The following is a 20579-nucleotide window of genomic DNA, read 5'->3' as shown; positions in this document are numbered from 1 at the left end:
GTGAACGACGCCGAGTCGGAGGACCGGCTGCTGATGGCGGCCGTGACCGGGGAGCCGCTGCCGGAGGACGACCCCGCCGTGGCGGCGGTCGTGGCGGATGTCGCGCTGCTGCGGGAGCAGGTGCGGGGCCTCGGGGACGCGCTGGCGTCCCGCCGGGAGCCGGTGCCTGTGCCTGTGCCCGTACGTTCACGTCGCCGTCCGCTGCGGCTCGCGTTCGGCGGGCTCGCCGTGGCGTGTGCGGCGTCCCTGTTCGGGGGGCTCGTGTGGCTGGGGGTGAGCGCGCCGGGCGGGGGCGGTGACGCGGATTCGGGGAGCGACAAGGCGGCGGCCCAGGGCGGCGGCAAGGCCGCGTCCTCGCCCGCGATGCGTATCGCGTGTTCGCGGGTGCTGGTGGAGGGCCGGGTGACCAGTGTCACGCCGCACGAGGACGGCGACGTACGCGTCGTCCTCGACGTCTCGCGCTACTACCGGCCGGAGCGTTCGGTGCGGGAGCACCCCACGATCGCGGTGATGCTGGACGCCTCCGCCCACCGTGACCTGAAGCCCGGCACGTACACGCTGATCCGGGTCCCGACGCGGCCGGGCGACCGGGAGGAGTGGACGACAGGCCACCATGAGGTGGCTGCCGCCCGGGAGGACATCGCGCGGGCGGGGCCGGGGGCCCGGGGCTTGACCTGCGAGTAGCCGGGCCGCGTCGGCGTTACGGCCTCGGGGCTCCGCCCCGGCCCCCTCGCCTCAAACGCCGGCGGGGCTATTTATAGCCCCTGCGGCGATTGAGCAGCGGGGGCCGGGGCGGAGCCCCAAGGCGTTGGTGGCGGAGGGGCGGCCACCCGCAGGTGACCGCCCCCCCCGTCACACCCGGCCGGAGGCTACGGCGTGACCTTTTCGATCTTGACGCTACCGGCTCCCGCCGCAACGCCCCGCTCATTCAACAACCGCACCTCACCAAAGAACTCCCGCCCCTCAGGCGCCGCAGCCGCCGCAACAACCTGCGCCGCAACAGACGCCGACGCCCCCGTCGCCAACGACACCGGCTTCGACTCGTCGACCTTCACCGTCCCCAACGAGGGCGCGAAGAAGACATCGACGTAGTCGTACTCCGTCGAGCCGGACGGGATCGAGTACCCCGCCACCTCCACCGTGTACGTACCGGCGGCCGGCTTCGCCACGCTCACCGCCTCCTCGGAGTCACCGTCCGCCGAGGACCCGACGACCTTGCCCGCGGCGTCGTACACCGTGAGGTCGAGGTCGGCGGCCTTGTCGGAGACGTTGCCGATGGAGACGTCGAGCTTGTCGGTGCCCTCGGGAACGTCGACCGTCGACGTCTGCGTGGCGCCGCCCGCGATGGTCGGTCGCGCCGTCTTCGACGAGCCGAGCGACCCGCCCTGCAGCTTGCCGCCGCTGATGGCCGCGAACTTGTTCGTCACCTTCCACGAGACATCGGCGGGCGTGCCCACCTTCGCCTCGGGCAGCGTCTGCACCGCCGGGTCGAAGTCCGCGCCGAGCACGGCGACGTCCAGCGTGTACGGGTTGTCGAGCAGCGGCGACGTACGCCGCGCCTCGACCTCGATCTCCCAGACGCCCGCCTGCGGCGCGTCGTACGAGCGCAGGTCGGGGCGGCAGCCGTTGCCCGAGCCGTCCCCGTAGTTCGGGTAGCAGTCCGGCGTCGACGTCGAGTCGACGGGAACGCCGTACGGGTGGATGGAGATGAACCGGGTCTGGCTCTTCGCCGCGAGCCCGCCCATCCGTACCTCGAGGGACTTCGCCCCCGCCGGCACCGTCAGGAAGTACGACTTGGTGCTGTTGCGCTGCACCGAACTCTTCGCCTGGTACGTGTACTTGACCGGCGACGAGACGACGACCGTCGCCATGATCTGCTGGTCGACGCCCTCCGTCTTCGGGTCGTCGACGCGCAGGATCGCGCTGCGCAGCCCGGCGGCGGACGGCTTCGCCCGAACCTTCACGGTGACGGGCTTGTTCAGCGGCAGCATGACGATGCTCGGCCCGACGATCGAGAACGTGTCACCGGAGTTGTTCTTCAGCGACAGCCGGTGCGGCACCAGCTTCGACGAGCCCGACGTCCGCGTGACAGTGACGTCGTACGTCTTCTTCTGGCCCGCCTTGAGGCCGCCCTCGCGGTCGTAGATGCCGGTGCCGAAGCCCGGCGTCTTGAGCTGGTCGTCGAGCGCGGTGTCGACGGGCGCCTTCACCGTGTAGGTGTGGGCGCTCGCCTTGTGCTGGATCGACTTCCACGCACCGACGATGTCGATGAGGCCCGAGCCCTCCGCGTACGCCTGCTCGCCCGAGATGTGCTTCGCGGTCGAGGTGAGCGCGGTGCGCAGCTTCGCCGGGTTCAGCGAGACCTTCTGCTGCTTGGCCGCCGAGATCAGCAGCGCGCTCGCGCCCGCCGCCTGCGGGGAGGCCATCGAGGTGCCCTGGAGCATCGAGTACCCGGCGGGCAGCGCGTAGCCGGCCTCCGGGGTCGGGCTGCCGGGCAGCCAGGTCTGCGTGGAGTTGACGGACGCGCCCGGCGCCGAGATGAGGGGCGCGAAGCCGCCGTCCTCGCGCGGGCCGCGCGAGGAGAACGGCATCATCGCGTTCGACTTCTCGACCTGGGAGCCGTAGTTGGAGGCCCAGGTGTCCTTCGAGATGGTGGCGCCGACGGACAGCACCTTGTCGGCGAGGCCGGGGTCGCCGATGGTGTTCGCGCCGGGGCCCGAGTTCCCCGCCGAGATGACCAGCTGGACGCCGTACTCGTCGATGAGGCGCGTGTAGAGCAGGGCGCGCGCGTTGGCCCCGTCGTTCAGCGCGGGCAGCCCGCCGATCGACATGTTGACGATGTCGACGCCGCGCTTCGTCACGAGGTCGATCATGCCCTCGGTGAGCGCGACGTTGGTGCAGCCGCCGCTCCAGGTGCAGGCGCGGGACGACACCAGCTTGGCGCCGGGCGCGGCACCGTTCATGTTCTTGTTGCCGAACAGGCCGTTGGCCGCGGTGATGCCCGCGACGTGCGTGCCGTGCTCGGACTCGATGACGCCGATGTTGACGAAGTCGGCCTTCTTGCCGACCCAGTCGCCGCCGTACGGGTCCATCGGGACGTCCTTGCGGACCTCGACGACGAACGGCTGGCGCTCGACGACGTCGGTGGACGGGTCGTCCTTGCCGAAGTAGCCGACCTGGTAGCCGTCCTTGTACGGCTTCATCGGGGTGTCGTCGGTGAAGTCGCCGTTGTCGTTGAGGTCGACGGTCACCGTCCCCTTGGCCGCGTCGTACAGCACGCCCCACTTGTCGGTGGTGTCGCCGTCCCGGTTCGCGTCGCCCTTCGCGTCGCCGCCGGCCGTGACCGACTCCGCGAAGGTGCTGATCCCGTACGAGCCCGAAGCGGCCTTGTACGTACGGCCGTTGTAGGTGAAGGTCGGCCCGCTCACCGTGGTGACCATCGGGCGCCAGGTGGCGTCCCCGTCGACGATCGGGTCGGTCGCGGTGACCCAGTCGGTGATCTTGCGCTCGCCCGTCGTGGTCTTCTGGAGCGCCGGGTGGCCGAGGTCGACACCCGAGTCGAGGATGCCGATGGTGGTGCCGCGGCCGTCCGACTTCGGGTGCTGCTTCACGAAGTCGACGGCGCCCGTCTCGAAGGACGGGTTGTACGGGTTCTTGGCGGGGGTGTCCTTGCCGGGCCCGCTGTACGAGCCGGTGGCCTTCTTGGAGGCACCCTTCGTGGTGTCCGCGGACGGCGACGGGTCGTCGAGCGCGATCTCCTGGCGCAGGTCGATGCCGCGCACGGAGCCGAGCTTCTCGGCGGAACCGATCGCGGAGGTGGCGCTCTTGGTCGGCACGGTCGCCCGTACGTAGCCGAGCTTGTCGTAGGTGCGGCCCACGGAGCCGCCCTTGACGGCGTCGAGCTGCTTCGCGACCTGCTCGGTCTTCCCGGGGGTGGTCGCGACCATCATGGTCACGTTCTTCGTGCCGTCGGCCTTGGCGTCGGCGAGCAGTTCGGCGTCGTGCGCGCCGAGCTTGTCGCTCGCGGACTTGGGGGCCGGGGGCGGGGTCGGGTCCGCGTCCGCGGCGAAGGCCATGGGTATCGGCCCGGTCGCGGTGAGCGCGGCCACGAGTCCCGCGGCCGCCGCGAGCCGGGCCGCGCGTCTCGCGCCGGATATGGGGGCGCGCTGGGGATCGGTGGTCATCTGCATCCCTGTACGTAAAGGTCGGACAAGACGGGACGTGTCGAAAGGGGTCCGGATTTCGGTGCCGGATGACCGCTCAGCTTTACGCAAGTGACCACAGTTTGGGGAGAGTTGCCCGAGCCGGGTACGTGCCATGGCGTACTTCCGCCATGCGCCATCCCGCCCAAACCGTGACGGGACCGGCAAGGCGTGTAACACCTGCACCGGGACCGGGATGCCTCTAGCGTCAGGGGATGAACAAAGAGCTGAGGGTGGCGGCCTACGCGGTGTGCGTCCGCGAGGGGCGGGTGCTGCTGGCCCGCTGGGTCGCGGGGGACGGGAGCAAGCGGTGGACCCTGCCGGGTGGGGGCATGGACCACGGTGAGGATCCGTACGACACGGTGATCCGTGAGGTCGACGAGGAGACCGGCTACGTCGTCGATCCGGTCGCCCTCCTCGGGGTCCACTCCGTGCTGCGCCGCTACCCGCGCAAGCTCGGCAAGATCGCGGACTTCCACGGGCTACGTCTCGTGTACGAAGGGGCGATCACGGGCGGCGCGCTGCGCCACGAGGAGAACGGCTCGACCGACATGGCCGCGTGGCACGACCTCGCGGCGGTGGACGACCTCCCCCGAGTGGAACTGGTGGACGTCGGCCTCCACTTGTGGCACACCCGCCCACCAACTGGCCACGTCCTGGGGTAACGCCCCCCGTCCCCCGGCCACGGGGCTCCGCCCCGGACCCCGCGCCTCAAACGCCGGCGGGGCTGAAAGATCGGGGCTCCGCCCCGTACCCCGCTGCTCAATCGCCGCAGGGGCTTAAATTGCCCACCCGTCGTTGGGGCTTGACTTGCCACCCGCTGCTGGAGCTTGACTTGCCCACCCGCTGCAGGGTCTTGACTTGCCCACCCGCTGCAGGGTCTTGACTTGCCCACCCGCCGCTGGGGCTTGAATTGGCCACCCGCTGCAGGGTCTTGACTTGCCCACCCGTCGCTGGGGCTTGGTATGTCCGCAGCGTCGCTTCCTCGCCGGGCCGTGGGCCATGGCCGTGGGCCATGGCCGTGCCCCGCTCGTCTCCCACCGCCCGCCCCCTCCGGGGGCGTCGGTCGCACGGGGTGCCGTACGCCGCCTCGCGGGCAATCACCGCCAACCACGGCTCCCCGCCCACTGCGGTCGGGAGGGCAAAACAAGCCCCGCCGGCGATTGAGGCGGTCTTTTCAGCCCCGCCGGCGTTTGAGGCGCGGGGTCCGGGGCGGAGCCCCGAGGCCGTAACGCCGGTGCGGCCCCCGTTCCCCGCAAGGTGAACACGGAGTGACCGGCGGAGCGCTCGGCGCCCACCACCGCGTGGCGATGCGGCGCCCCCACCCCCCGCCCTAGATCCACGTACGTGATCGGCGCCACCCGTTGCGTCGCCGTTCACGCACAGGTCATCCCCACTGCCAACGATCCAGTACGGAAGGGCGATCCGACCGGACCCGCCCGGCCGTCACTGTCGACGCGTTCGCACTCGGGGAGACCGCGCCATGCCGCGCACACGCTCTGTCACCAAAGCCGTCGCCGCCACCGCAGAGATCGACCGCCGCGCATTCCTGACCGCGACGGGCGCGGTCACCCTCTCGGCCGGGATCGGATACGCCCTCGGCGAGACCCGCGCCGCCGCCCGCCCCGCCGCCGCCCCCGCCCGGACGATGTCCCGCAGCGCCCCGGCCGCCCCCCTCGCCCCGTACTCCCGCGGCACCACCCTCGCCGCGGTCGCCACAGCCACCTCCGCCGCGGGCCCCGGCTACCGGCGCCTGGGCGACGGACCCGCCTGGGAACGCGTCGTCCGCACCGAACTCGGCCCCGCCCGCGGCGCCCGCGAGGCCAAGCGCAAGCCACTCGCCGCGTTCGTCCAGTTCACCGACCTCCATCTGGTCGACGTACAACACCCCCTGCGCTACGAGTACCTGCGGTCGCAGACCGCCAGCGCCTGGCGCCCGCAGGAGGCGCTGAGCGTGGCCGGAGCCGTAGCCCTCGTGGAGCGCGTCAACGCACTGCGCGGCGCCCCCGTCACCGCCTCGCCCCTCCACTTCGTCATGACGACGGGCGACAACACCGACAACAACGCCCGCTCCGAACTCGACTGGTTCCTCAAGGCGATGAGCGGCGGCCGCATCAGCCCCAACACCGGCGACCCCCGCCACTACGAGGGCGTCCAGAACAGCGGCCTGCCCCTCTACTGGCAGCCGGATGCCGCCGTCCGGGACGGCGACAAGCGGGACCACGGCTTCCCCCGCATCCCCGGCTTCCTGGCCGCCGCGATCTCCGAACTGCGCAGCCCGGGGCTGAACCTCCCCTGGTACTCCACGGTCGGCAACCACGACTCACTCCCCGGCGGCTGCTACGCGCCCGCGGACCCGTACTTCACCGAATTCGCCGTGGGCGGCCGCAAGTTGATGGACCTCGACACCGCCACCGGCAAGGCGATCTGGGACAACGTGCGGAGCGGCGGCGACCCGAAGGGCAAGGCGTTCAAGGCACTCCTCGTCTCGCACCGGCGGAAGATGCGCCGCGTGACGCCCGACGAGGCACGCGCCCCGTTCACCCCGACCGAGTACCTCGCGGCCCACCTCGACCCCGCCCACATGGGCCCGGGGCCGATCGGCCACGGCTACACCCAGGCCAACCTGGCGGACGTGACCCAGCACTACGCGTTCCGGATCTCCGACGACGTCCTCGGCATCAGCCTCGACACCACGGACCCGGCAGGCCACTACGAAGGCTCGATCGGCACGTCCCAACTGAACTGGCTGAAACGCGAGTTGAAGGCCGCGGACCGGCGCGGCGATCACGTCCTCGTCTTCTCCCACCACACCTCCAAGACGATGCGCAACCTCCGCGAGGACCCGCATCACCCCGGCGAAAGCCGACACGGCGGCGAGGAGCTGACGTCCGTCCTCGTGTCCCACCGCCCGGTACTCGCCTGGGTGAACGGCCACAGCCACAAGAACGACATCACCCCGCACTCCGGGGACGGCGGCGGCTTCTGGGAGATCTCCACGGCCTCCCACGTCGACTTCCCGCAGCTCGCCCGCATCATCGAGGTCGCCGACAACCACGACGGCACACTGTCCGTCTTCACGACGCTCATCGAGTCCTCGGCCCCGCACCGCACCGACTTCACCGACCTCACGCAGACCGGCCTGGCCGCCCTCTACCGTGAACTCTCCTTCAACGCCCCCGGCTCACGCGCCACCCTCTCCGGCACCCCGGGCGACCGCAACACCGAACTCGTGCTGCGGAAGACCTGAACCCGATCTCACCGGGGCAGCACCACGACATACGCCGCCGGGTCCCGGTCGCCGGAAGCCATCAACGCCGTCCGCACGATGGCGGCCTGCTGCTCGGCCGACTCGCGCAGCTTCTTCGGGGAGATGTGTACGACCGTGATCCCGAGCCGCTCCAGGTGCTCGCGCTTACGGGCGTACTCGCTCCAGAGCAGGTCGCCTTCCTGTCGAGGGCCCTGCCGAGTCGCCCGCGTGTCCAATTCCAGGGCAACGGCGTGGTCGGGCCAGAAGGCGTCGACGCCGCCGAGGTGCGGGCCGCCGGGGAGGCGCAGGTCCACGTTCCACACGGGGTCGGGCAGCGAGTGCTCGCGCACCATCGCGTACAGCCGGTCCTCGGCGATGGTCCGCCCCTCGGCGAGCAGTGAGTCGACGGCGTCGACGACGTGCGGCCTGGTCAGCAGTCGGGCCTGCGACAACTCCCGTACGACGGCGGCCGGTTCGCAGTGCGCGCCCCGTACGGCCGCGGTGAGCAGTCGGCGTACGGCGGACGCGTCCGACAGCCGGGCCACCGCGTCGGCGAGCGCCCGCGGCACGGGAGTGACCGGAACGCCCTTCACCTGTACGGGAGTCGGCAGCCCCGCGGTCCGGGTCAGCCGCGCGAAGGCGGTGGAGCGCAGCCGCCGGGTGCGGGGGACGAGCACGTCGATGTGGTCGAGCGAGGACAGCGGGGGAGCGCCGGAGAAGCCGTGCAGCGCGAGGGCGGCGAGCCCGGTGACCATGGTGTCGGAGTACGGCGCGCGGTCGGGGGTGTGCTGCGCCGGCACGCCGTCCGGGCGGCCGCGCCGCTCGGGGGCCCGCCCCGAGTACAGCAGCACGGCGTGCAGCCGCTCCTCGTCGCTGGGCGGGCCGGGGTGCAGCAAATACACGCCCGGCAGCAACTGTTGCCAGGATCCGCCGGCCCGGCACTGCTCCGATACGGCGGCGGCGCCCACGCCGTGTGCCTTCAGCTGCGCCGAACTCATCAACTGCCGTTGGTTCTGGGTGAGGTGGCGCAGGGGGCGGGGGGACAGCGGGGCGGGGGTGTTCTGGTTCATGACCGGGCCATTCCCGCCCGGATCGCCCCCTCTAACCGCTGTTACACCCCCGTAGGAAACTCCGGACATCGTCGCCCTAAAGGTTCCCTCTCCACTTGCCGAAAACCCCAGGCGAACCCCGGGTTACGGCCCCGATTGCCAGAGTTCGGTAACACGCCCCCCCCGGCCCCGGGGCTCTGCCCCGGCCCCGGGGCTCTGCCCCGGCCCCGGGGCTCCGCCCCGGACCCCGCTGCTCAATCGGCATTTCCAGCCCCGCCGGCGTTTGAGACGATCTTTCAAGCCCTGCCGGCGTTTGAGGCGCGGGGTCCGGGGCGGAGCCCCGAAGCCCCGTCGCCGCGCGACACCTCCGACTACCGGGCCGCGCCCCCGTCACACTCCTGCCCCCGCAGCGACCTCGCCAGGTCGTCCCGCGCCTCAAGCACAAGCCGCCGCAACGCAGGCGCCGCCTGCTCATGCGAGGCCAACCACGCATCCGTCGCGCCCAACGTCTCCGCAGAATCCTGCAACCCGGGGAAAAGCCCCCGCACCACATCCATCCCGATCTGAATCGACCGCTCCCCCCACACCCGCTCGATCACACCGAAGTACTTCTCCGCATACCCCGCGGTGAGCCCCCGCTGCGACGGCTGCTGGAACCCCGAAATCGTCGCCTCCACCAGCGCGTTGCTCAACGCGTCCGACTCCACGACCTGCGCCCAGGCCTGCGCCTTCACGGCCTCCGAGGGCCGCGCCGCGAGGCACCGCACCTGGTGCCGCTTGCCGGAGGCGGTGTCGTCCCGCGCCAGCTCCGCCGCGAGCACGCCCTCGTCCGCGACCCCGTACGTCGCGAGCGTCTCCAGGAACGCCCACCGCAGCTCCTGGTCGACGTCGAGCCCGTCGATCTTCGCGCCACCGGAAACGTCCAACAGCCCCCGCAGCAACTGCAGATCGGCCTCGCTGGAGGCGACCGCTCCGAAGAACCGCGCCCACGTCAACTGGTGCTGGCTCCCCGGCTCCGCGACCCGCAGCTCCGTGAGCGCTCCCTCGGCGAGCAGCCGCCCACCGGCCTCGCGCCACTCGGGCGCCGCGTAGTGCACGAGCGCCGAACGCGCCCACCCGTGCAGCGTCTGGAGCACCCCGATGTCGGACTCGCGGCCCGCGAACCGCAGCACGAGGTCGATGAAGTCCCGCGCCGGCATCAACGCGTCGCGCGTCGCGTTCCACAGCGCCGTCCAGCACAGTGCCCGTGCCAGGGGGTCGGACACGTCCCCGAGGTGCTCCCGGAGCGTCTCCAGCGAGCCCTCGTCGAAGCGGATCTTGCAGTACGTGAGGTCGTCGTCGTTGACGAGCACCAGGTCCGGAGCCTCGGCCCCGGCCAGCTCGCCCACGACCGTCCGCGGCCCGTCCACGTCCAACTCGGCGCGCGCGTACCGCTCGACCGCGCCCCCGGCCGCACGCCGGTACAGGCCCACGGCCACCCGGTGCGGCCGCAGTTCGGGATGCGAGGCCGCCGCCTCCTGCACCACCGCGAGTTCGGTGATCCGGCCCTCGGCGTTCAACGTGACCTGCGGCGTGAGGGAGTTGACGCCCGCGGTCTGCAGCCAGGACCGCGACCAGGCGCCCAGGTCGCGACCGCTCGTCTCCTCCAGCGCCGACAGCAGGTCGCCCAGCTCGGTGTTCCCGTAGGCGTGCCGCTTGAAGTACCGCCGCGCGCCTTCCAGGAACGCGTCCCGTCCGACGTACGCGACGAGTTGCTTCAGTACGGAGGCGCCCTTGGCGTACGTGATGCCGTCGAAGTTGAGCTTCGCGTCCTCCAGGTCCCGGATGTCGGCCGTGATCGGATGCGTGCTCGGCAGCTGGTCCGCCCGGTACGCCCACGACTTCCGGTTGTTGGCGAAGGTGATCCAGCCGTTCGTGAACCGCGTCGCCTCCACCATCGAGAACGCGCCCATGAAGTCCGCGAAGGACTCCTTCAGCCACAGGTCGTCCCACCAGCGCATGGTGACGAGGTCGCCGAACCACATGTGGGCCATCTCGTGCAGGATCACGTTCGCGCGCCGCTCGTAGGACGCCTGCGTGACCTTCCCGCGGAAGATGAACTCCTCGCGGAAGGTCACCATCCCCGGGTTCTCCATGGCGCCCAGGTTGTACTCGGGCACGAAGGCCTGGTCGTACTTCCCGAAGGGGTACGGGTAGTCGAAGTGGTCGTGGAAGAAGTCGAGGCCCTGCTTGGTCACCGTGAAGACGTCATCGGCGTCGAAGTACGGGGCGAGCCCCTTGCGGCACATCGCGCCGAGCGGGACGACGAGCTTCGACCCGTCCTCCAGCACGCGCTCGTACGAGTCCGTCACGTAGTGGTACGGGCCCGCGACGACCGCCGTGATGTACGTCGAGATCGGCTTGGTCTCCGCGAACCGCCAGACACCGTCGACCAGTTCGCCCGTACCGTTCGACCACGCGGTCCACCCCTCGGGGGCGTGCACGCTGAACCGGTACGGCGCCTTCAGGTCGGGCTGCTCGAAGTTGGCGAAGACGCGCCGCGCGTCGGCGGGCTCGTACTGCGTGTAGAGGTAGACCTCGCCGTCCTCGGGGTCGACGAAGCGGTGCATGCCCTCGCCGGTGCGGGAGTAGGCGCACTGGGCGTCGACGACCAGTTCGTTGTCCTCCGCCAGGCTCTCCAGCTGGATGCGGTTGCCGTCGAACACGGCCGCCGGGTCGAGGTCCTCGCCGTTCAGCGACACGGCCGTCACGGACGGCGCGATCAGATCGACGAACGTACCCGCCCCCGCCTCGTTCGACCGGAACCGGATCGTGGTCACGGAACGGAAGGTGCGCGGCCCCTCGCCGGCGAAGTCGCCGACCGCGGAGCGCAGGTCGAGCGCCACCTCGTACCCGTCGACGGACAGCAGACCCGCCCGCTCGCGGGCCTCGTCGCGGGACAGATTCTCACCGGGCACGGCGGCACTCCTTCGTGACGTAACTGTTCAGCCGCCTACGATCCTCGCACGCGCCTGAGACACCGGACATCGGGGAATGGACCGGGCGCGGACCGCGTTGCCGCAGCCGAGACCACCCGGTGAACCTTGAGGAGAGCCATGTCCACCACGGATGAGAAGACCCCCGTCGACTTCTGGTTCGACCCCCTGTGCCCCTGGGCCTGGATGACCTCGCGCTGGGTCCTGGAGGTCGAGAAGGTCCGCGACATCAAGGTCCGCTGGCACGTGATGAGCCTCGCGGTGCTCAACGAGCCGCGCGTCGACGAGCTGCCCGAGGAGTACCAGGAGATGATGCGCACCAAGGCCTGGGGCCCGGTCCGCGTCGTCATCGCCGCGCAGCAGGAGCACGGCCCGGAGGTCATCGGCGACCTCTACACGGCGCTCGGCACGCGTATCCACAACCGCGGCGAGGGCCCCACGAAGGAGGCCGTCGCCGGCGCCCTGGACGAGGTCGGCCTGCCGGCCTCGCTCCTCGACCACTGGGACGGCACGAAGTACGAGGAGGAGCTCCGGGCCTCGCACAAGGAGGGCATCGACAAGGTCGGCCAGGACGTCGGCACGCCGGTCATCGCGGTGCCGGGGGCCGACGGCAACCAGGTCGCCTTCTTCGGCCCGGTCGTCACCCCGGCGCCCAAGGGCGAGGAAGCGGCCAAGCTCTGGGACGGCACGCTCCTCGTCGCCTCGGTCCCGGGCTTCTACGAAATCAAGCGCACGCGCACGGTGGGCCCGATCTTCGACTAGTCCTCCTCGGGAGGCGGCAGCGTGTACGTCTCGTCTGCCTTCCAGCGGTGCCGCAAGGTGCGGCAGTCCTTCTTGGTGCACTTCCAGTAGGTGTGGCTCTCCGCACGCGTCAGCTCCGGCTTCTTCGTACGGAGCCACTCCTCCTGGGTCTTCGTGAGGTGCACGTGTTCCTCGTAGGAGCCGCACCCTTCGCAGTTCAGGTTCTGCGTGAACGCCATGCCATGACGTTCCCCCGGAACCACCCGTACCGACAGGCCCCCGTGAGTCACATCCTCACGGGGGCCCGTCCCTTTTCCGCCCGCCAGGCGTGAAGGTTGAGAAGACGATCACGAGGCGGGACGCATCACGCGGCGCCGGCTACGGCACCAGCAGCAGGTTGTACGCCCGCTCCTTCGCGGCCGCGTACCGCTTGGCCACGTCCTGCCAGTTGACGACCCGCCACATCGCCTCGATGAAGTCGACCTTCTGGTTCTTGTACTGCAGGTAGAACGCGTGCTCCCAGGCGTCGAAGACGAGGATCGGGGTCGAGCCCTGGCCGACGTTGCCCTGGTGGTCGTAGATCTGCTCGACGATGAGCCGCCCGCTCACCGGCTCGTACGCGAGGACGCCCCAGCCGGAGCCCTGCGTGGTGGCCGCGGCCTTCGTCAGCTGCGCCTTGAAGCCGGCGAAGGAGCCGAAGGACTCCGTCAGCGCGTCCGCCAACTCGCCCACACCGTCCGCGGCGAGCGGCTCGCCGCCACCGTCACCGGTCATGTTGTGCCAGTAGATGCTGTGCAGGATGTGGCCGGAGAGGTGGAAGGCGAGGTTCTTCTCCAGGCCGTTGATGGAGCCCCAGGACTCCTTGTCGCGCGCCTCGGCCAGCTGCTCGAGGGTGTCGTTCGCACCCTTCACGTACGCCGCGTGGTGCTTGTCGTGGTGCAGCTCGATGATCTGCGGGTTGATGACCGGCTCAAGCGCCGCGTAGTCGTACGGAAGCTCAGGAAGCGTGTACGTGGCCATGTCTCTCCGTGCCCTCCGACTGCTTATTGCAACTCTATTGCAAGTGCAGGCTAACAGCAGGAGTGTCGGCCGCAACGAAAGGACCCCCGGACCAAGTGGTCCGGGGGTCCTTTCGTGCTGAGCTCGTTGCGGTTACTTCTTCTCGGCCAACTTCTGCCGCGCGTACCCGACCGCCGCGAGGACGACCGCCAGGCCGCCCGAGAAGTACAGCTGGACCCGGGTGTCGTGCTCACGGGCCATCAGCACGAAGACGGCCACCATGCCGACGAGCGCCAGGATCGTGAGGTAGGGGTACGCCCACATCTTCACGACGAGCTTCTCCGGCGCCTCCCGATCCAGCTTGCGGCGCAGCACCAGCTGCGAGACGGCGATGAAGAACCAGACGACGAGGATGATCGCGCCGATGGTGTTGAGCAGCCAGGCGAAGATGTCGTCGGGGCGCCAGTAGCTGAGCAGCACGCACACGAAGCCGAAGACGGCCGACATCAGGACGGCGGCGCGCGGCACACCGCCCGTGACCTTGCCGATGACCTTCGGGCCCATGCCGCGGGCGACCAGCGAACCGGCCATGCGCGAGGCGCCGTAGATGTTGGCGTTCATGGCGGAGAGCAGCGCGACGAGGATGACCACGTTCATGATCTGGCCGGCCGCGGGGACACCCAGGTAGTCGAGCGTGGCGACGTAGGGGCCCTTGGTCGGGATCTCCTTCGCGGTCCAGGGCAGCAGGACCACGACGACCGCCATCGACCCGACGTAGAACAGGGCGATGCGCCACATCGCGGTGCGGACCGCCTTCGCGACGCCCTGGACCGGGTGCTCCGACTCGGCGGCGGCGATCGTCACGGTCTCGAGGCCGCCGTATGCGAAGACCGATGCGAGCAGGCCGACGATCAACCCCTCCGTGCCGTTGGGCATGAAGCCGCCGTGGCCGGTGAGGTTGGACATGCCGGGGGCGTCGGCGTCGGGCAGCACGCCGAGGATGGCCAGGATGCCGATGACGAGGAAGAGCACGATCGCGCCGACCTTGAGCGCGGCGAACCAGAACTCGAACTCGCCGAAGTTCTTCACGGCCGACAGGTTCGTGACCGTGAACAGCAGCATGAACAGCGCCACCCAGGCCCACTCCGGAACCCCGGGCACCCAGCCGTGCACGATGCCGGCCGCACCGATGCCCTCCAGGCCGACGGCCACACAGAGCAGGAACCAGAACGACCAGCCGGCGGTGAACCCGGCCCACGGCCCGATGCCCCGCTCGGCGTGCACCGAGAACGAACCCGAGGCCGGGTACGCGGCCGCCATCTCGCCCAGCATGCGCATCACGAGCATGACGAGCGCGCCGGAAATCGCGTAGGCGAGGATGATCGACGGGCCCGCGGCGGCGATCGCCGTGCCGGAGCCCACGAAGAGGCCCGCGCCGATCACGCCGCCCAGCGCGATCATGGAAAGATGTCGCTGCTTGAGGCCGTGCGACAGCGACGGCTCGGCCGGAGCCTGCTCGTCCGGTCGCGCGTCCGTACCCTCCGCAGGGGACTGCGCTGAGTTCCGAGACATGGGTGTGCCCTGTTCAGTAGCGGTGACGGTCCTGTCGGCCCTGATGTAAACGGTGCGTAAAACCGCCACAGTGTCCGTGCCCGGCCCGCTCATAGGGAATAGGTTTCCGGTATACGGACACGACGCTCACACGCCGCAATGATCATGTCGACGTTCGGTGAACGTGTGGATACCGCTCAGGCACGCCGCGCGCGCAACTCCCGTACGCCCGCGACCGCGAGGACGAACAGCGTCGCCCCGGTCGACCACAGCAGCTGCGGCCGCGCCGTCGCGTCGGTCAGCATCAGGCCGAAGACGGCCGCCATCGCGGCGATCGCCACCCAGGTCAGATAGGGGAACGCCCACATCCGCAACACGAGGCGCTCGGGGGCCTCCTGCTCGATGCGCCGCCGCAGGCGCAGCTGCGACACGGCGATCAGCGCCCACACGAACAGCAGCACCGCGCCGACCGAGTTGAGCATGTAGAGGAAGATCGTGTCCGGCCACTCCAGGTTGAGCAGGACCGAGAGGAACCCGAAGGCCACCGAGGCCAGGACCGCGCGGCGCGGCACCCCGCCACCGCTCACCTTCAGCAGCGACTTCGGCGCCTCGTCGCGCTCGGCCAGCGAGAAGATCATGCGCGAAGAGCCGTAGAGGTTGGCGTTGAGCGCGGAGAGCAGCGCCACGAACACCACGATGTTCATGATCTGCGCCGCCGACGGGACCCCGATCGAGTCGAGCACGGTGACGTACGGGCTGATCCCCGCCTTCTGCTCGGTCCACGGCAGCACGGTCACGATGACCAGCATCGAACCGACGTAGAAGAACAGGATCCGGTACACCGCGCTGCGCACCGCGCGCGCCACCGAGCGGGCCGGATCCTCGGACTCGGCGGCCGCGATCGTGACGACCTCCAGGCCGCCGAACGCGAAGACGACCGCGAGCACTCCGGAGACGACGCCCTCCCAGCCGTGCGGCAGGAACCCGCCGTCCCCGCTCAGATGGGAGAGGCCGACGGGATCCGTGTCCGGCAGGATGCCGAAGATCGCCAGCGTGCCGAGGATCAGGAACGCGACGATCGCGAAGACCTTCAGCGCGGCGAACCAGAACTCGAACTCGCCGAAGTTCTTCACCGCCGTCAGGTTGGCGACGGTGAACACGACCATGAAGAGCAGCACCCACGCCCACTGCGGGACGCCCGGCACCCACCCGTTCGCGATCTGCGCCGCGCCCGTCGCCTCGACGGCGAGCACCACGACGAGCATGAACCAGTAGAGCCAGCCCGCGCTGAACCCCGCCCACCTGCCGAGCGCCCGCTCCGCGTGCACCGAGAAGGAACCGGACGCGGGCATCGCGGCGGACATCTCGCCGAGCATCCGCATCACCAGCATCGCGAGCGCGCCCGCGATCAGGTACGAGACGACGATGCCGGGCCCCGCGACCGCGATACCGGCGCCCGAGCCGACGAACAGGCCCGCGCCGATGACCCCGCCGAGGCCGAGCATCGTGAGGTGGCGCTGCTTCAGCCCCGCGGAGAGTGGTTCGTCGTGCGTGGGGGGCATGGAGCTTCAGCCGATCTCGGATGTGCTGGTCGCGCGGGCGTGCGCGGTTTGGCGGGAACCTACAGTCTCCCGTTCAAGCACCTCCGCACGCAAAACGGACTCTCCCAGTGACGAGCATCACCTTGTACGGGGTGTACGCGCCGTTGTTTGTTCGGAGTCCACCAACACGGCGTGGGCCCCTTTGTCGACCGGCGACCGTGATCGGCCCAACTCCCCTGGGATAGCGTCACAAAGTCCCGTCCTGTCCTGCCCGACCGCAAGGTCCTCTCACTGAACGCGGAGTCCCCATGAGCACCGCCGCTGTCACGACCGCCCGCCCGGGCAAGGTCCTGGCCGACCTTCTCCCCGCCTCCCGCGCCAAAAACATCGCACTCGTCGTCGGTGGCGCCGCCCTCACCGGCATCGCCGCGCAGATCGCGATCCCGATCCCGGGCTCGCCGGTGCCGGTGACCGGACAGACCTTCGCCGCGCTGCTCGTCGGCACCGCGCTCGGCGCCCGCCGCGGCTTCCTCGCGCTCGCCGTCTACGCGCTCGCGGGCATGGCCGGCGTGCCGTGGTTCGCGGAGGGCGGCTCGGGCATGGCGATGGCCTCGTTCGGCTACGTCATCGGTCTGATGCTGGCCTCGGCCGCCGTCGGCGCGCTCGCCCGGCGCGGCGCCGACCGCTCGATGCTGCGCACCGCGGGCACGTTCCTGCTCGGCGAGGCGATCGTCTACGCGGTCGGCGTCCCGTACCTGGCCCTGTCCACGGGCATGGGCCTCACGGCCGCGATCGCCGCGGGCCTCACCCCGTTCCTCATCGGCGACGCCCTGAAGGCCGCCCTGGCAATGGGCGCCCTCCCCACGGCCTGGAAGCTCGCCGACAAGTAGAGGCCCCTCAACCAAATCAAGCCCCTGCGGCGATTGAGCAGGTCTTTCAAGCCCCGCGGCGGATGGGCCAATCAAGCCCCTGCGGCGATTGAGCAGCGGGGTCCGGGGCAGCGCCCCGAGACGTCAACCCCGGACCACCGCACCACTCAAGCGTTCCGCCGCTGCACCTTCTCGCGCACAAGCGCAACCACAACCACAAACGCCGCAACGAGCAACGACAGCAGAACCTGCTCCCGCCCCGCGTCATCCGTCAACATGTACACCAGCACAAACGAAATCGCCGCGATCGTCGCCCACGTCAGATACGGGAACAGCCACATCTTGACGACCAGCTTCTCCGGCTGATCCCGCAGAATCATCCCCCGCATCTTCAACTGCGTGAAACAGATGACGAGCCACACGAACAACGCGACGGCTCCGGAGGAGTTCAGCAGGAAGTTGAAGACGGTGTCCGGCCACTGGTAGTTGAACCAGACCGCGAGGAACCCGAAGACGACGGACCCGAGGATCGCGACCCGCGGCACACCCCGCGACGTGGTCTTCGCGAACGCCTTCGGCGCGTCACCGCGCTGCCCGAGCGAGAAGGCCATACGGGAAGCGGTGTACAGCCCCGAGTTCAGACACGACAGCACCGCGGTCAGCACGATGACGTCCATGACCTGCCCGGCGTGCGGAATGCCGATGGAGTTCAGAGCGGCCACATAGGACCCCTCCTTGACGATCGACGGATCGTTCCACGGCAGCAGCGTGAGCACGACGAAGATCGAGCCCAGGTAGAAGATGGCGATACGCCAGATCACGGAGTTCGTGGCCCTGGTGACCGCCTTCTGCGGGTTCTCGGACTCACCGGCGGCGAGCGTGACGATCTCGGAGCCCATGAAGGAGAAGACGACCATCAGGACACCGGTGAGGATCGCGCCGGGCCCCTTCGGGAAGAAGCCACCGGAATCGGTGAGATGCCCGAGACCGCTGCCCGGGTTGTCCGACCCCGGCAGCACCCCGAACACGGCGAGCAGCCCGACGATCACGAACGCCGCGATCGCGACGACCTTGATCCCGGCGAACCAGAACTCGAACTCTCCGTACGAGCCGACGGCCGCGAGGTTCACGACGGTGAGCACGACCATCACGATCAGCGCCCACCCCCACTGCGGGACGCCGGGTATCCAGTTGTTGAGGATCTTCGCGCCGGCGGTCGCCTCCACGGCGAGCACCACGACCCAGAAGAACCAGTAGAGCCAGCCGATGGAGAAACCGGCCCAGCGGCCGAGCGCCTGGTCGGCGTAGGCGGAGAAGGAACCGGACGAGGGCCGCGCGGCGGCCATCTCGCCCAGCATCCGCATCACGAAGACCACCATCGCGCCGACGAGGGCGTACGAGACGAGGATGGCGGGTCCCGCGGCGGCGATGCCGGAGCCGGAGCCGACGAACAGGCCGGCGCCGATGACACCGCCGATGGCGATCATGGACAGGTGCCGGTTCTTCAGCCCTGCCTTGAGCCCGTCACCTTCGCCGCCGGTGGGCGGCGTACCGGAGGATGGGGCCCCGGTGGTGGGGGACGACTGCGTGGTCATGCACGGGTCCTTACGTTTGCGCGGTAAACGTGCGTCCGCATTCAACGCACCCGGGGGCTCGGGTGGAAGCTTTGAGTCCGGATCGTTGTCAAGGGCACGACCAGGGGCGCGGCGGGCACCCGGACGCGGCTACCCGGCGCGTGTCGTGCCACACTCGGACCCATGCGCGTGTACCTCGGCTCGGATCATGCCGGCTACGAACTCAAGAACCACCTGGTCGAATGGCTCAAGGCCCACGGCCACGAGCCCGTCGACTGCGGGCCCCACATCTATGACGCCCAGGACGACTACCCGCCGTTCTGCCTCCGCGCCGCGGAGCGGACGGCGGCGGACCCCGACGCCCTCGGCGTCGTGATCGGCGGCTCGGGCAACGGTGAGCAGATCGCCGCGAACAAGGTGAAGGGTGTCCGTGCGGCCCTCGCCTGGAGCGAGCAGACCGCTGCGCTCGGCCGTGAGCACAACAACGCGAATGTGGTTTCCATCGGTGGGCGGATGCACACGGAGGCCGAGGCGACGAAGTTCGTCGAGATCTTCCTCTCGACGGCCTACTCGCACGAGGAGCGCCACCAGCGCCGCATCGACATGCTGTCGGCCTACGAGTCCTCCGGCGTCCTCCCCGCGATCCCGCCCCACCACCCCCAGCAGGACTGACCCCACCCGCGCTAGACGCCTCGGGGCTCCGCCCCGGACCCCGCTGCTCAATCGCCGCAGGGGCTTTAAATACCAACTCCCGCGGCTCGTGAAATGCCAACTCCCGCGGCTCTTGAAACGCCAAGCGCCGCGGGACTTGATCTGTCGATCGCCGGCGGGGCTTGATCCATCAAGCCCCGCCGCAGGTTGATCTATCAAGCCCCGCCGCAGGCTTATCTATCAAGCCCCGCCGGCGATTGAGGCGAATCTTTTAAGCCCCTGCGGCGATTGAGCAGCGGGGTCCGGGGCGGAGCCCCGTGACGTCAACCACGGTTACCCGAAAGGAACGGTGGCGTGCCCGAGGGTCACACCATCCACCGCCTCGCCCAGGACCACGCCGAGAAATTCGCCGGCCGCGAGGCCACCACAACCAGCCCCCAGGGCAAGTTCTCCGACGCGGCAGCGCTCGTCACCGGCCAAGAACTGACCCGAACCGACGCCCACGGCAAGCACCTCTTCCTCGGCTTCGGCGCCGGCGACGACACCTGGATCCACATCCACCTCGGCCTCTTCGGCAAGTACACCTTCGGCAGAACCCCCGCCCCGCCCCCCACGGACACCGTCCGCCTCCGCCTCGCGAACGACACCCACTACGCGGACCTCCGCGGCCCCACCACCTGCGCGCTCATCACGGACGCCGAGAAGCAGGCGATACACGACCGCCTCGGCCCGGACCCGCTGCGCGAGGGCGAGGACCCCACCCGGGCGTACGAGCGGATCTCCCGCAGCCGCACCACCATCGCCGCGCTCCTCATGGACCAGAAGATCATCGCGGGCGTCGGCAATGTCTACCGCGCCGAGGTCCTCTTCCGGCACGGCATCGACCCGTACACCCCCGGCAAGAACCTCACGGGCCCCCAACTCGCCGCCATCTGGGACGACTTGGTGGGGCTCATGCACGACGGCGTCCGCGCCAACCGCATCGACACCGTCCGCCCCGAGCACACCCCCGAGGCGATGAACCGGCCCCCGCGCGTCGACGACCACGGCGGCGAGGTCTACGTCTATCGGCGCGCCCCGCAGCCCTGCCACCTGTGCGGCACCGAGATCCGCAGCGCGGAACTGGCGGCCCGCAACCTCTTCTGGTGCCCGACGTGCCAGCCGCCCCGCTGAATCG

At 70.0% G+C, this 20579-nt stretch carries 15 protein-coding genes; 7 read left to right on the top strand and 8 right to left on the bottom strand.

What is annotated here, in order from left to right; all coding sequences use genetic code 11:
• Positions 1-684 carry a hypothetical protein gene (locus tag ACWD2L_RS28945; protein WP_351345073.1) on the top strand — a complete coding sequence of 228 codons (684 nt, stop codon included), beginning with the start codon at positions 1-3 and terminating at the stop codon, positions 682-684.
• A gap of 185 nt (positions 685-869) precedes the next feature.
• Here the strand turns inward: ACWD2L_RS28945 and ACWD2L_RS28940 are convergent, their stop codons facing one another.
• Positions 870-4184 (bottom strand): S8 family serine peptidase, encoded by a 3315-nt coding sequence (locus tag ACWD2L_RS28940; RefSeq protein ID WP_351345070.1) that lies wholly within the window; start codon positions 4182-4184, stop codon positions 870-872.
• Positions 4185-4417: 233 nt separating this feature from the next.
• Between ACWD2L_RS28940 and ACWD2L_RS28935 the strand changes: the two genes are divergently transcribed.
• Together ACWD2L_RS28935 and ACWD2L_RS28930 are read left to right on the top strand one after the other, a co-directional pair.
• The gene (locus tag ACWD2L_RS28935) at positions 4418-4867 is read left to right on the top strand and encodes an NUDIX hydrolase (RefSeq protein ID WP_351345067.1); all 450 of its coding nucleotides are present in this window, start codon (positions 4418-4420) and stop codon (positions 4865-4867) included.
• Between the two features lie 818 nt (positions 4868-5685).
• Positions 5686-7452, top strand: a complete 1767-nt coding sequence (locus tag ACWD2L_RS28930; RefSeq protein WP_351344278.1) for a TIGR03767 family metallophosphoesterase — start codon at positions 5686-5688, stop codon at positions 7450-7452.
• An 8-nt stretch (positions 7453-7460) separates the two neighbouring features.
• On the opposite strand, the gene ACWD2L_RS28925 is transcribed toward ACWD2L_RS28930, so the two are convergent.
• Together ACWD2L_RS28925 and pepN are read right to left on the bottom strand one after the other, a co-directional pair.
• Positions 7461-8522: a hypothetical protein gene (locus ACWD2L_RS28925; protein ID WP_351344281.1), complete on the bottom strand. Its 1062-nt coding sequence runs from the start codon at positions 8520-8522 to the stop codon at positions 7461-7463.
• A gap of 350 nt (positions 8523-8872) precedes the next feature.
• A complete protein-coding gene (pepN, locus tag ACWD2L_RS28920; protein WP_351344284.1) occupies positions 8873-11458 on the bottom strand; it encodes an aminopeptidase N in 2586 nt (861 codons plus the stop codon).
• A gap of 138 nt (positions 11459-11596) precedes the next feature.
• Here pepN and ACWD2L_RS28915 point away from each other — a divergent pair, with 138 nt between their 5' ends.
• Positions 11597-12238, top strand: coding sequence for a mycothiol-dependent nitroreductase Rv2466c family protein (locus ACWD2L_RS28915; RefSeq protein ID WP_351344287.1), 642 nt, complete (start codon positions 11597-11599; stop codon positions 12236-12238).
• On the opposite strand, the gene ACWD2L_RS28910 is transcribed toward ACWD2L_RS28915, so the two are convergent.
• The 4 genes from ACWD2L_RS28910 to ACWD2L_RS28895 form a co-directional block, all read right to left on the bottom strand.
• A complete protein-coding gene (locus tag ACWD2L_RS28910; protein ID WP_351344290.1) occupies positions 12235-12456 on the bottom strand; it encodes a hypothetical protein in 222 nt (73 codons plus the stop codon). The two genes, ACWD2L_RS28915 and ACWD2L_RS28910, sit on opposite strands and share 4 nt — an antisense overlap.
• A gap of 139 nt (positions 12457-12595) precedes the next feature.
• Positions 12596-13237 (bottom strand): superoxide dismutase, encoded by a 642-nt coding sequence (locus ACWD2L_RS28905; RefSeq protein ID WP_351344293.1) that lies wholly within the window; start codon positions 13235-13237, stop codon positions 12596-12598.
• Positions 13238-13369: 132 nt separating this feature from the next.
• Positions 13370-14788 carry an amino acid permease gene (locus ACWD2L_RS28900; RefSeq protein ID WP_351344296.1) on the bottom strand — a complete coding sequence of 473 codons (1419 nt, stop codon included), beginning with the start codon at positions 14786-14788 and terminating at the stop codon, positions 13370-13372.
• A 176-nt stretch (positions 14789-14964) separates the two neighbouring features.
• Positions 14965-16329 carry an amino acid permease gene (locus ACWD2L_RS28895; protein WP_351344299.1) on the bottom strand — a complete coding sequence of 455 codons (1365 nt, stop codon included), beginning with the start codon at positions 16327-16329 and terminating at the stop codon, positions 14965-14967.
• A 287-nt stretch (positions 16330-16616) separates the two neighbouring features.
• Here ACWD2L_RS28895 and ACWD2L_RS28890 point away from each other — a divergent pair, with 287 nt between their 5' ends.
• Positions 16617-17198, top strand: coding sequence for a biotin transporter BioY (locus ACWD2L_RS28890; protein WP_351344302.1), 582 nt, complete (start codon positions 16617-16619; stop codon positions 17196-17198).
• Positions 17199-17344: 146 nt separating this feature from the next.
• Here ACWD2L_RS28890 and ACWD2L_RS28885 read toward each other — a convergent pair whose 3' ends face one another.
• A complete protein-coding gene (locus tag ACWD2L_RS28885) occupies positions 17345-18772 on the bottom strand; it encodes an amino acid permease (protein ID WP_351344305.1) in 1428 nt (475 codons plus the stop codon).
• A gap of 162 nt (positions 18773-18934) precedes the next feature.
• Between ACWD2L_RS28885 and ACWD2L_RS28880 the strand changes: the two genes are divergently transcribed.
• Positions 18935-19423 (top strand): ribose-5-phosphate isomerase, encoded by a 489-nt coding sequence (locus ACWD2L_RS28880; protein WP_351344308.1) that lies wholly within the window; start codon positions 18935-18937, stop codon positions 19421-19423.
• Positions 19424-19756: 333 nt separating this feature from the next.
• A complete protein-coding gene (locus tag ACWD2L_RS28875) occupies positions 19757-20575 on the top strand; it encodes an Fpg/Nei family DNA glycosylase (RefSeq protein ID WP_351345844.1) in 819 nt (272 codons plus the stop codon).
• Positions 20576-20579 lie beyond the last annotated feature (4 nt).

The sequence above is a fragment of the Streptomyces sp. NPDC002754 genome (assembly GCF_053592315.1).
Note: the sequence above shows the minus strand (reverse complement) of the source record. Positions and strands in the feature narration are given on the sequence as shown.